The organism is Pseudomonas sp. G34 (assembly GCF_031119625.1).
GTDB lineage: Bacteria > Pseudomonadota > Gammaproteobacteria > Pseudomonadales > Pseudomonadaceae > Aquipseudomonas.
In genome coordinates, this window is the sequence record NZ_JAVHZV010000010.1 from 236,542 (window position 1) to 248,179 (window position 11,638).

Annotated in this window: 11 protein-coding genes; 3 read left to right on the top strand and 8 right to left on the bottom strand. The window is 63.3% G+C overall.

Annotated features, from left to right (window positions below; genetic code table 11):
- Positions 1–8 precede the first annotated feature (8 nt).
- Positions 9–557 carry a pilus assembly protein gene (locus tag QYS36_RS08920; protein WP_308839137.1) on the top strand — a complete coding sequence of 183 codons (549 nt, stop codon included), beginning with the start codon at positions 9–11 and terminating at the stop codon, positions 555–557.
- A gap of 11 nt (positions 558–568) precedes the next feature.
- Here the strand turns inward: QYS36_RS08920 and QYS36_RS08925 are convergent, their stop codons facing one another.
- Complete coding sequence (locus QYS36_RS08925) at positions 569–2,461, bottom strand: PhoX family phosphatase (RefSeq protein ID WP_308839138.1); 1,893 nt, start codon at positions 2,459–2,461, stop codon at positions 569–571.
- A 415-nt stretch (positions 2,462–2,876) separates the two neighbouring features.
- Between QYS36_RS08925 and QYS36_RS08930 the strand changes: the two genes are divergently transcribed.
- Both QYS36_RS08930 and map read left to right on the top strand, forming a co-directional pair.
- A complete protein-coding gene (locus QYS36_RS08930; protein WP_308839139.1) occupies positions 2,877–3,086 on the top strand; it encodes a ParD-like family protein in 210 nt (69 codons plus the stop codon).
- On the top strand, positions 3,083–3,850 hold the full coding sequence (gene map, locus QYS36_RS08935; protein WP_308839140.1) for a type I methionyl aminopeptidase: 768 nt from the start codon (positions 3,083–3,085) through the stop codon (positions 3,848–3,850). Before QYS36_RS08930 ends, map begins: the two co-directional genes overlap by 4 nt.
- Positions 3,851–3,919: 69 nt before the next feature.
- Here the strand turns inward: map and QYS36_RS08940 are convergent, their stop codons facing one another.
- The 7 genes from QYS36_RS08940 to atpG form a co-directional block, all read right to left on the bottom strand.
- A complete protein-coding gene (locus QYS36_RS08940; RefSeq protein ID WP_111462945.1) occupies positions 3,920–4,567 on the bottom strand; it encodes a YitT family protein in 648 nt (215 codons plus the stop codon).
- A complete protein-coding gene (gene glmS / locus QYS36_RS08945) occupies positions 4,567–6,405 on the bottom strand; it encodes a glutamine--fructose-6-phosphate transaminase (isomerizing) (protein ID WP_308839141.1) in 1,839 nt (612 codons plus the stop codon). Before glmS ends, QYS36_RS08940 begins: the two co-directional genes overlap by 1 nt.
- Positions 6,406–6,415: 10 nt before the next feature.
- The gene (locus QYS36_RS08950; protein ID WP_308839142.1) at positions 6,416–7,189 is read right to left on the bottom strand and encodes a DeoR family transcriptional regulator; all 774 of its coding nucleotides are present in this window, start codon (positions 7,187–7,189) and stop codon (positions 6,416–6,418) included.
- A gap of 133 nt (positions 7,190–7,322) precedes the next feature.
- A complete protein-coding gene (gene glmU / locus QYS36_RS08955; protein ID WP_308839143.1) occupies positions 7,323–8,687 on the bottom strand; it encodes a bifunctional UDP-N-acetylglucosamine diphosphorylase/glucosamine-1-phosphate N-acetyltransferase GlmU in 1,365 nt (454 codons plus the stop codon).
- A 198-nt stretch (positions 8,688–8,885) separates the two neighbouring features.
- Entirely contained in the window at positions 8,886–9,314 is a 429-nt protein-coding gene (locus QYS36_RS08960; RefSeq protein WP_070884871.1) for a F0F1 ATP synthase subunit epsilon, read from the bottom strand.
- Between the two features lie 42 nt (positions 9,315–9,356).
- The gene (atpD, locus tag QYS36_RS08965) at positions 9,357–10,733 is read right to left on the bottom strand and encodes a F0F1 ATP synthase subunit beta (RefSeq protein ID WP_073263617.1); all 1,377 of its coding nucleotides are present in this window, start codon (positions 10,731–10,733) and stop codon (positions 9,357–9,359) included.
- A 27-nt stretch (positions 10,734–10,760) separates the two neighbouring features.
- Positions 10,761–11,621 carry a F0F1 ATP synthase subunit gamma gene (gene atpG / locus QYS36_RS08970; RefSeq protein ID WP_308839144.1) on the bottom strand — a complete coding sequence of 287 codons (861 nt, stop codon included), beginning with the start codon at positions 11,619–11,621 and terminating at the stop codon, positions 10,761–10,763.
- Positions 11,622–11,638 lie beyond the last annotated feature (17 nt).

Consider the following 11,638-nt stretch of genomic DNA (forward strand, 5'->3'; position numbering starts at 1 on the left):
GGTGGGCGATGAAAAAAGGGACGAGAAAAACCCAGCAAGGCGCCGTCGCCATCGAGTTCGCCATGCTGTTCGCGGTGTTCTTCGTGGTGGTGTACGGGATCATCGCCTACAGCATTCCCATGCTGTTGCTGCTGACCTTCAAGCAGGTCAGCGCCGATGCGGCCCGCGCGACGTTGCGCGTCGATCCAGGCAATGCCGCCTATAGCCAGCTGCTCAGCCGGGAAATCACGGCGGTGGTACAACGCAGCTGGCTACCGGAAAGCTGGCGCAGCGGCGATTGCCCGGCGCCCGAGCAGGACGCCGCCGGCCTCGACTGGAGCCCGTTGCCAGGGCATGACGGCCAACCGTCCTACGGCAATATCGCCCTCGACAACCGCAACCCGAGCGCACCGCGCTATGTGCTGCACGTGTGCCTGCAACGTGGTTACAACCACGCTGGCCCCAGCGACCAACGGGCCATCCTGCCCACCTTGCGGCTACTGGGGATCAGCATTCCCAGCCTGCCCGAAGAGAACGGCGAGGTGGTCATCCGCGGCGCCACCACCGTCACCCTCTGAGCGGGCCGCGGTCAGGCGCCGATCACCCCGCCGTCGTCGCGGCTGATCACCACCACCGTCGAGCGCGGATGCACGCCGGCCTGGTGGTCGGGGAAGCTCGAGCCGCCCTCTTCGCCCGGGTGCTGAATGCCCACGAACATGCTCTTGTAGTCCGGCGAGAAGGCCAGCCCGGTCACCTCGCAGCCCACCGGGCCAACCATGAAACGGCGGATCTCGCCCGTGTGCGGGTCGGCGCAGAGCATCTGGTTGTTGCCCATGCCGGCGTAGTCGCCCTTGTTGCTGTACTTGCCGTCGGTCTGGATCCACAGCCGGCCGCCGCCGTCGAAGCCGACGCCGTCCGGGCTGTTGAACATGTTGTCGGCATTGATCGCGTGGCTACCCGCCTGGGGCGTGCCGGCGTGCACCACCGGGTTGCCGGCGACCACGAACAGGTCCCAGTCGAAATCCATCGCGGCGGCATCGTCACCGTGCTCGCGCCAGCGCAGGATCTGCCCGTACAGGTTGTTGGCCCGCGGGTTCGGGCCGCCCACCGGTTGCCCGGGCTCGCCGCGCTTGCTGTTGTTGGTGAGGGTGCAATAGACCTGACCGTCCTTGGGGCTGACGGTGATCCACTCGGGGCGGTCCATGCGTGTAGCGCCTACATGGGTGCCGGCCTGCCGCGCGCGAATCACCACCTCGGCCTGGTTGGCAAAGCCGTGTTCGGCGGTCAGGCCATGCTTGCCGGCGGTGAGCTCGATCCAGCGACCGCGGCCTTTGGGATGATCGGCGTCGCCGTTGCCCTCGTCGAAACGCGCCACGTACAGCGTGCCCTGGTCGAGGATATGGCGGTTGGCCTTGGCGTCGTCGCGGTCCAGACGATCGCGGGTGATGAACTTGTAGATGAACTCACCGCGCTCGTCATCGCCCATGTACACCACCACGCGGCCATCGCGGGTGGTGGTCAGTGCCGCGTTCTCATGCTTGAAGCGGCCCAGGGCGGTACGCTTGATCGGCTTGGCGGTCGGGTCGAAGGGGTCGATCTCGACGATCCAGCCATGGCGGTTCAGCTCGTTGGGATTCTTGGCGATATCGAAGCGCGGGTCGAAGCGGTGCCACTCGTTCTCGGCACTGGCATGCAGCACGCTGAAGCGCTTCTGGTCGGGGGTGAACTGCAGGTTGGCATCGCTGCTGCCAAAGCAGTCGCTGAAGTTCTCTTCACAGGTCAGGTAGGTGCCCCAGGGCGTCTGGCCGCTGGAGCAGTTCTGGAAGGTACCCAGCACTTCGATACCGAGCGGGTCGGCCGCGGTCTTGAGCAGCTCATGGCCGCGGGCCGGGCCGCTCACTTCGATCGGCAGGTTGCCGTGCACCCGACGGTTGTAAGGCGAGCCCTGCACGAAGGCCCAGCCGTCCCCAGCGCGACGCACCTCGATCACCGTCACGCCCTCGGCGTTCTGCGCCTTGCGCACGTCCTCGGCGGATTTCGGCAGGCCGCCATGGGCCAGCAGATAGCGGTAATTCACGTATTCGTTATTGATGGCCATCAGCGCGCGATCCGGGTCGCCGGGCCAGGGGAAGAAGCTCATGCCATCGGTATTGTCACCGAACTGCAGCAGCTGCTCGGCCGCAGTGTTGCTGCCGTCGCCCTTGAACGCCGGGCCGCCGGCATGCAACGGCTGGCCCCAGCTGATCAGCGGGCGGAACGAATAGCCGGGCGGCAGGGTGATGGTGTCGGCCGTGGAAGCAGCCAGGTTGCCAAAACCCAGCAGCGGGCTGGGCACGCTGGCCTTGATCGAATCGGCCAGTACGCTGCGGCTCAGCAAACCACCGCCGAGAAACAGGGCCGCGCCGGTCAGCGCCCCGGCACCGATGAAACGGCGACGGGAAAGAGTCAGGCGTTCGAGGTCGGTCAATTGGTCATCATGCATCACGGCGCTCCAGCGTTGTTCTGATGCGCAGGCACGCTAGGCAAATATGATGACGATTGGATGACTATTCTGTGAATTGGCCCTCGACAGGGCAAACGACACCACTGGAAGCTATACACATTTATCGTGATCGAAGCTGTGGATAAGCTGGTAGCGGTCGCTTACACGCCTAGTGCCACGCGGAATCCATGGCATTGATCAGGAATTGAGCATCCGGCATCGGTTATGCACAGATACCCTGGATAAGATCTTTCATCACCTGTGGATATAGTTGCACAGGCCAGTAATTACGGTGCTTTCAAACAGGCTGATCAATCCTTGAACAGCCTATTTGGCCCCGTTACGCGACAGATCACCTGGGCACTTCCCTGAAACCACTATATGATTCATATATGAACCGTATAGAGGTTTCACCATGGGTATCGTCAATATCGAAGATGCACTGCACGACCAGATCCGCCGGGCGAGCAGCGTGTCGCATCGCTCCATCAACGCCCAGGCCGGGTTCTGGATTCGTATCGGCATGCTCTGCGAAATGAATCCGACCCTGAGCTTCAACGAGGTAATGGCTGCCGAACTGCGCGCCGCGGGTGTCTCGGCGCCTGGCCTGGCGGATGCGTCGTGATCAAGACACCGGAAGAAATCGCCCTGATGGCCGAGTCCGGCAGGCTGCTGGCGCTGGTATTCGGCCATCTCGATCAGCTGGATCTGAGCGGTATGTCGACCATGCAGGTCAATGACCTTGTGGATAACTTCATTGTCCACAGCCTTCAGGCGCGCCCGGCGAGCAAGGGGCAATACGGCTATGCCTATGCCTTGAATGCCTCGCGCAATCAGGTGGTCTGCCACGGCGTGCCCAGCGCTGCCGAACTATTGCACAACGGCGATCTGGTGAATTTCGATATCACCCTGGAAAAGAACGGCTATATCGCCGACTCCAGCAAGACCTACCTGATCGGCGACGTGTCGCCCGAAGCGCAGCGGCTCAGCCGGGTGACCTACGAAGCCCTGTGGAAGGGCATCGCTGTGGTGCGCCCGGGCGGCCGCTTGGGCGACATTGGCCACGCCATCGAACGGCATGCCCGCGCCCACGGTTATTCGGTGGTGCGCGAATATTGCGGCCATGGCATCGGCAAGCAGATGCACGAAGCGCCGGAAGTGCTGCACTGGGGCAAGGCCGGAACCGGCCTGACCCTGCGCGAAGGCATGACCTTTACCATCGAGCCGATGATCAACCAGGGCAAACCCGCCACCAGAACCCTTGGTGACGGCTGGACGGTAGTGACCACCGACGGCCTGTTGTCCGCGCAGTTCGAGCACACGGTGGCGGTCACGGCCGACGGCGTGCGGGTGCTGACCCTGCGAGCGGACGAAACGCCGCTGCGCTGAGCATCAAACGCTCAAAGGAAGCCAGCCGCAAATCGCCGGCCTACATATTCAGCCCGTGGCCGCGCCCCGTCAGGTATCCAACTTCACCAGCACCCACGGCAGCATCAGCTGGGTCAGCGGGCCGATGCCGAAGGCGAACAGCAGGGTGCCGATGCCCAGCACCTTGTAGCCGGCGAGCAGGGTGCCGACCAGCAGCACGCTCAACTCGATGGCGGTGCGCATGGAGCGCAGCGAGTAACCGGTCACCCGATGCAGGCCGGTCATCAGCCCATCACGGGGGCCACGGCCGAGCTGGGCGCCGATGTACAGCGCCGAGCCGAGACCGCACAGCAGCACGCCGCCCAGGGTCAGCAGCAGGCGCCAGATGAAGCCTTCCGGCGCCACCAGCAACTGCAGGGTGAAGTCCGCCACCAGGCCGATCACCACGGCGTTGGCGAGGGTGCCGAGACCGGGGATTTCGCGCAGCGGAATCCACAGCAGCAGCACCAGGAAGGACACGCCGACCACGATCCAGCCAAAGCTCAACGGCAACAACTTGGCCAGGCCGACATGCAGCGCATCCCAGGGCGATAGCCCCAGGTTGCCGCGAATCATCATCGCCATGGAAATGCCGAAGAAGGCCAGGCCGACGAACAGCTGCAGCAGACGCAGCGGCAGGTTGCCGGCACGCAGTTGCGCCAGTGGCCCGAGCTGGGCCAGCGCGACCTTGTTGCGCATCACTCCACCGTGACCGACTTGGCCAGGTTGCGCGGCTGATCCACATCGGTGCCGCGCAGCACCGCCACGTGGTACGACAGCAGCTGCAGCGGCAGGGTGTAGAGGATCGGTGCCAGCGCGTCATGAATGTGCGGCATGTTCACCACGTGGGTGCCCTCGCCATTGCTCATGCCAGCCTGCTCGTCTGCGAATACCAGCAGCTCGCCACCGCGGGCACGCACCACCTGCAGGTTGGACTTGAGCTTGTCGAGCAGGTCGTTGTTGGGCGCCACGGTGACCACCGGCATGTCGGCGTCGACCAGGGCCAGCGGGCCGTGCTTGAGCTCACCGGCCGGGTAGGCTTCGGCGTGGATGTAGGAGATTTCCTTGAGCTTGAGGGCGCCTTCCATCGCCACCGGGTATTGCGCACCACGGCCGAGGAACAGGGTGTGGTGCTTCTCGGCGAACAGCTCGGAGACTTTCTCGATGATCTTGTCCATCGCCAGGGCTTCGTCCAGGCGCGCCGGCAGGCGGCGCAGCTCGTCGACCAGCTCGGCGGCGACACCCGCTTGCAGCGAGCCCTTGACCTGGCCGAGGGCCAGGGTCAGCAGCATCAGGCCGACCAGCTGGGTGGTGAAGGCTTTGGTGGAGGCGACGCCGATCTCGGGGCCGGCATGGGTCAGCAGGGTCAGGTCGGACTCACGCACCAGCGAGCTGATGCCGACGTTGCAGATCGCCAGGCTGGCCAGGTAGCCGCCATCGGCCTTGGCATTGCGCAGGGCGGCCAGGGTGTCGGCGGTTTCACCGGACTGGGAGATGCTCACGAACAGGGTGTCCGGCTGCACCGCGACGCGGCGATAGCGGAACTCGCTGGCCACCTCGACCTGGCAGGGGATGCCGGCCAGTTCTTCGAGCCAGTAACGGGCGACCATGCCGGCGTGGTAGCTGGTGCCGCAGGCGACGATCTGCACGTTGCGCACCTTGGCGAACAACTCGGCAGCCTGCGGGCCGAACGCCTGCACCAGTACATGGTCAGTGCCCAGGCGGCCTTCCAGGGTGCGCTGCACGACGGTGGGCTGCTCATGGATCTCCTTGAGCATGAAGTGGCGGAACGCGCCCTTGTCGGCGGCATCGGCGCCTTCGTGGTACTGCACCGCTTCGCGCTGCACCGGCTTGCCGTGGGTGTCCCAGATCTGCACGCTGTCGCGGCGGATCTCGGCGATATCGCCCTCTTCCAGGTACATGAAGCGGTCGGTGACCTGGCGCAGGGCCAGTTGGTCGGAGGCGAGGAAGTTCTCGCCCAGGCCCAGACCGATCACCAGCGGGCTGCCACTGCGCGCGGCCAGCAGGCGATCCGGGTTGGCTGCACTGATCACCGCCAGGCCATAGGCGCCGCGCAGCTGCTTGACCACCGCCTTGAGGGCGTCGGCCAGGTCACTGTGGCTCTTCAGGGTGTGATCGAGCAGGTGGACGATGACTTCGGTATCGGTATCCGAGCTGAAGTGGTAACCCAGGCCCTGCAGCTGCTCGCGCAGCGGGCCATGGTTTTCGATGATGCCGTTGTGCACCACCGCCAGGTGATCCGCGGAGAAGTGCGGGTGAGCATTGTTTTCGGTCGGCACGCCATGGGTGGCCCAGCGGGTGTGGGCGATGCCCAGGCGGCCCGGCAGCGGTTCGCTGTCCAGTGCCGCTTCCAGCTCGCTGACCTTGCCCACGCGACGCCGACGCTGCAGGGTGCCCAGGTCATCGATCAGCGCCACACCGGCACTGTCATAGCCACGGTACTCGAGGCGCTTGAGGCCCTCGACCAGCACGGCGGTGATGTTGCGTTCAGCGATGGCGCCTACGATGCCACACATAAGGTTCTCCTCAGGATGCGTCAGTGGCCGCGCAGATCAGCTGGATCCCGCGGGCCAAGAGTTGTTCGCGCGCCTCGTCAGCGAGGCGCTCGTCGGTAATCAGGGTGTGCACGCTGCCCCAGGGCAGTTCGAGATTGGGAATGCGCCGGCCGATCTTGTCGCTCTCGACCATGACGATCACTTCACGGGCCACTTCGGCCATCACTCGCGACAGGCCCAGCAGTTCGTTGAAGGTGGTGGTACCGCGCTGCAGGTCGATGCCGTCGGCACCGATGAACAGCTGGTCGAAATCATAGGAGCGCAGCACCTGCTCGGCGACCTGGCCCTGGAAGGATTCCGAATGCGGATCCCAGGTGCCGCCGGTCATCAGCAGCACCGGTTCATGCTCGATGTCGCGCAGGGCGTTGGCCACGTTCAGCGAATTGGTCATCACCACCAGCCCGGGCTTGTGGCCCAGTTCGGGGATCATCGCGGCGGTGGTGGTGCCGCTGTCGATGATGATCCGCGCGTGCTCACGGATGCGCGCCACCCCTGCCCGGGCGATCGCCTGCTTGTAGCGGGAAACCGGCTGGCTGCTTTCGACCATCATTTCCTGGGGCAGCGGCACCGCACCGCCATAGCGGCGCAACAGCAGGCCGTTGGCTTCCAGTGCGGCGAGGTCCTTGCGAATGGTCACTTCGGAGGTGGCGAAACGCTTGGCCAGGGCGTCGACGCTCACCTCGCCCTGCTCGGCGAGCAAGGCAAGAATGGTATGGCGACGTTGCGGTGTGTTGCGTTTGGACATATCTAAGTTTCGATTCGAAAGATAATGGTGCGAATCAAAACTCAAGGCGCTTTCGGCGTCAAGAGCAAACCGGCTGTGGATAACCTATTTGCCTCCCGCCTGACGCGGTAGCCAGGTTATCCACAGCGCAGGATCAGGGCTTCTTCTTGGTCGGACGCTGCCAGCCTTCGATATTGCGCTGGCGACCGCGGGCAACGGCGAGATTGTTGGCCGGCACGTCCGAGGTGACCACCGAACCCGCGGCGGTGGTAACGCCATCGCCAAGGGTGACCGGCGCAACCAGCGCGCTGTTCGAGCCAATGAAAACATCCTCACCCATTACGGTGCGGTGCTTGTTGGCGCCATCGTAATTGCAGGTGATGGTGCCGGCGCCGATGTTGGTCCGCGCACCGATCTCGGCGTCGCCCAGGTAGCTCAGGTGGCCGGCCTTGGCACCCTCGCCCAGCACGGCATTCTTCAGCTCCACGAAGTTACCCACATGGGCCTTGGCGCCCAGCACGCTGCCTGGGCGCAGACGGGCGAACGGACCGCAATCGGCACCCTCACCCACTTCGGCACCTTCCAGGTGGCTGTTGGCCTTGACGATGGCGCCCTTGCGCAGGGTGCTGTCCTTGATCACGCAGTTGGGGCCGATCGAAACAAAGTCCTCGATGACCACGCGACCTTCGAGGATCACGTTGATATCGATGGTCACGTCGCGGCCCACGGTCACTTCACCGCGTACGTCGAAGCGATGGGGATCGCGCAGGGTCACGCCCTGGGCCATCAGGCGGCGCGCCATGCGCTGCTGGTAATGGCATTCGAGCTGCGACAACTGGATGCGGTCGTTGGCACCGAGCACTTCCATCTCGTCGGCGGCGGTGGCGGTGGCCACCACCAGGCCGTCGGCCACCGCCATGGCGATCACGTCGGTGAGGTAGTACTCGCCCTGGGCGTTGCTGTTCGACAGGCGCCCCAGCCAGTCGCCCAGGCGCTTGCCGGGCACGGCGAGAATCCCGGTATTGCCTTCGCGGATCTGCCGCTGCGCCTCGCTGGCGTCCTTGTGCTCGACGATGGCCTGCACCGCGCCCTGCTCGTTACGCACGATACGGCCGTAGCCGGTCGGGTCGGCCAGATTGACGGTGAGCAGGCCGAGCTGGTTGTCGTTGACCAGCTCCAGCAGGCGCTGCAGGGTCGCCGGCTCGATCAGCGGCACGTCGCCATAGAGGATCAATACCTTATCGGCACTCAGCGCAGGCTGCGCCTGGGCCACCGCATGGCCGGTACCCAGCTGCTCGGCCTGGATCACGAAATTCAGGTCGTCGGCCCCCAGGCGCTCGCGTACCTTCTCGGCGCCATGGCCGATCACCACCTGAATGCTCTGCGGCTGCAGGCTGCGGGCGGTGTCGATGACGTGGCCGAGCATCGGCTTGTGAGCCACCGGGTGCAGCACCTTGGGCAGGGCCGAACGCATGCGGGTGCCCTGGCCGGCGGCGAGAATGACGATATCGAGGGACATGGCAGATCCAGATAAACGAGAGCGGAAAGAAAGATGGTTCACAGCAATCCGTTGCGTGAGTGTCGATCAGTGATACATCCATCGCGGCTGAAGCCGCTCCCACATGATCGAGTTATCCACAACATCGGTTAAATCGCGGACAAGAAAAAGGGTAGCCAAGGCTACCCTTTTTCCAAGCAACGATGAAGAGCGTCGGTATCAGCTACCGCCGAACTTCTTGCGCATTTGCTGGACGGTGCGCAGCTGGGCTGCGGCCTCGGCCAGACGAGCAGCGGCGGAACCGTAGTCGAACTCGGCTCCCTGCTCGCTCAGCGCCTTCTCGGCAGCCTTGACGGCTTCCTGAGCGGAGGCTTCGTCCAGGTCGGCAGCGCGCTGCACGGTGTCGGCAAGAACCTTGACCATGCTTGGCTGCACTTCCAGGAAGCCACCGGAGATGTAGAACACCTCGGTATCGCCACCCTGCTTGACCAGACGAATCGGGCCCGGCTTGAGGTCGGTGATCAACGGTGCGTGGCCTGGGGAAATCCCCAGATCACCCAGGTTGCCGTGGGCGATCACCATTTCGACCAGACCGGAGAAGATCTCGCCTTCTGCGCTGACGATGTCGCAATGGACTGTCATAGCCATATCTAGCCTCACGTAAGCGCCCGTTGCCGGGCGCACGGGTGATTACAGTTTCTTCGCTTTCTCGATGGCTTCTTCGATGCCACCGACCATGTAGAACGCCTGCTCCGGCAGGTGATCGTACTCACCTTTGAGGATGCCGCTGAAACCAGCGATGGTGTCCTTCAGGGAAACGTACTTGCCTGGCGAACCGGTGAACACTTCAGCAACGAAGAACGGCTGGGACAGGAAGCGCTGGATCTTACGAGCACGGGATACCAGCTGCTTGTCTTCTTCCGACAGTTCGTCCATGCCGAGGATCGCGATGATGTCCTTCAGCTCCTTGTAGCGCTGCAGCACGTACTGAACGCCGCGAGCGGTGTCGTAGTGCTCCTGGCCGATCACGTTCGGGTCCAGCTGGCGCGAGGTCGAGTCCAGTGGATCGACCGCCGGGTAGATACCCAGGGAAGCGATGTCACGGGACAGTACGACGGTGGCGTCCAAGTGGGCGAAGGTGGTCGCCGGGCTCGGGTCGGTGAGGTCGTCCGCAGGTACGTAGACGGCCTGGATCGAGGTGATCGAACCGGTCTTGGTCGAAGTGATGCGCTCTTGCAGAACGCCCATCTCTTCAGCCAGGGTCGGCTGGTAACCTACTGCCGATGGCATACGGCCGAGCAGTGCGGATACTTCGGTACCGGCCAGGGTGTAGCGGTAGATGTTGTCCACGAAGAACAGCACGTCACGGCCTTCGTCACGGAACTTCTCGGCCATGGTCAGGCCGGTCAGGGCGACGCGCAGACGGTTGCCTGGTGGCTCGTTCATCTGACCGTAGACCAGGGCTACCTTGTCGAGAACGTTGGAGTCCTTCATCTCGTGGTAGAAGTCGTTACCCTCACGAGTACGCTCACCCACACCGGCGAACACGGAATAACCGCTGTGCTCGATGGCGATGTTACGGATCAGCTCCATCATGTTGACGGTCTTGCCGACACCGGCACCACCGAACAGACCGACCTTACCGCCCTTGGCGAACGGGCAAACCAGGTCGATGACCTTGATGCCGGTTTCCAGCAGCTCGTTGGAGCCTGCCTGCTCGGCGTAGGTCGGCGCAGGACGGTGAATGCCCCAACGCTCTTCTTCGCCAATCGGGCCAGCTTCGTCGATCGGGTTGCCCAGTACGTCCATGATACGGCCCAGGGTCTTGACCCCGACCGGTACCTGGATGCCTGCGCCAGTGCTGTCGACGTCCAGGCCACGCTTGAGGCCTTCGGTCGAACCCATCGCAATGGTACGCACCACGCCGTCGCCCAGCTGCTGCTGAACTTCCAGAGTGGTTTCGGCGCCGACTACTTTCAGCGCTTCATAAACACTCGGCACCTTGTCACGCGGGAATTCCACGTCGATGACGGCGCCGATGATTTGAACGATACGTCCGCTACTCATCTTTGGTTCCTCTGAATATTTGAACCGTTAAACCGCGGCAGCGCCGCCGACGATTTCCGAAATTTCCTGGGTGATCGCTGCCTGACGTGCCTTGTTGTAGATCAACTGCAGGTCTTTGATGAGGTCGCCCGCGTTATCGGTGGCGTTCTTCATCGCGATCATCCGCGCGGCCTGTTCGGCTGCGTTGTTCTCGACCACTGCCTGGTACACCTGCGACTCCACGTAGCGCACCATCAGCCCGTCAAGCAGCTGCTTGGCGTCGGGTTCGTACAGGTAGTCCCAGTGGTGTTTCAGTTCCTGATCCGAGTCGGCCACCAGTGGAATCAACTGCTCCACGGTCGGCTTCTGGGTCATGGTATTGATGAACTTGTTGGAAACCACGGACAAACGGTCGATGCGCCCTTCCAGGTAAGCATCGAGCATCACCTTGACGCTGCCGATCAGATCGTTGATCGACGGCTCTTCGCCGAGGTGGCTGATCGCAGCGACGACGTTGCCACCAAAGTTGCGGAAGAATGCCGCACCCTTGCTGCCAACTACGCAGAGATCGATCTCCACGCCGCGCTCGCGGTTTGCCGACATGTCCTTGACCAGGGCCTTGAACAGGTTGGTATTCAAGCCACCGCACAGACCACGGTCCGAACTCACCACCACATAACCGACGCGCTTGACTTCGCGTTCGATCATGAAGGGATGACGGTACTCGGGGTTGGCGTTGGCCAGATGACCAATAACCTGGCGGATACGCTCCGCGTAGGGACGGCTAGCTGCCATGCGCTGTTGTGCCTTGCGCATCTTGCTGACCGCCACCTTTTCCATGGCGCTGGTGATCTTCTGCGTGCTTTTGATGCTCGCAATCTTGCTGCGAATCTCTTTTGCGCCTGCCATTTCACACCTATCGGGTT

Excerpts from the sequence above, each read along its gene's own strand:
- QYS36_RS08920 (WP_308839137.1), top strand. The coding sequence starts at position 9 with ATGAAAAAAGGGACGAGAAAAACCCAGCAAGGCGCCGTCGCCATCGAG.
- QYS36_RS08925 (WP_308839138.1), bottom strand. The coding sequence starts at position 2,461 with ATGCATGATGACCAATTGACCGACCTCGAACGCCTGACTCTTTCCCGT.
- QYS36_RS08930 (WP_308839139.1), top strand. The coding sequence starts at position 2,877 with ATGGGTATCGTCAATATCGAAGATGCACTGCACGACCAGATCCGCCGG.
- QYS36_RS08940 (WP_111462945.1), bottom strand. The coding sequence starts at position 4,567 with ATGCGCAACAAGGTCGCGCTGGCCCAGCTCGGGCCACTGGCGCAACTG.
- glmS (WP_308839141.1), bottom strand. The coding sequence starts at position 6,405 with ATGTGTGGCATCGTAGGCGCCATCGCTGAACGCAACATCACCGCCGTG.
- QYS36_RS08950 (WP_308839142.1), bottom strand. The coding sequence starts at position 7,189 with ATGTCCAAACGCAACACACCGCAACGTCGCCATACCATTCTTGCCTTG.
- glmU (WP_308839143.1), bottom strand. The coding sequence starts at position 8,687 with ATGTCCCTCGATATCGTCATTCTCGCCGCCGGCCAGGGCACCCGCATG.
- QYS36_RS08960 (WP_070884871.1), bottom strand. The coding sequence starts at position 9,314 with ATGGCTATGACAGTCCATTGCGACATCGTCAGCGCAGAAGGCGAGATC.
- atpD (WP_073263617.1), bottom strand. The coding sequence starts at position 10,733 with ATGAGTAGCGGACGTATCGTTCAAATCATCGGCGCCGTCATCGACGTG.
- atpG (WP_308839144.1), bottom strand. The coding sequence starts at position 11,621 with ATGGCAGGCGCAAAAGAGATTCGCAGCAAGATTGCGAGCATCAAAAGC.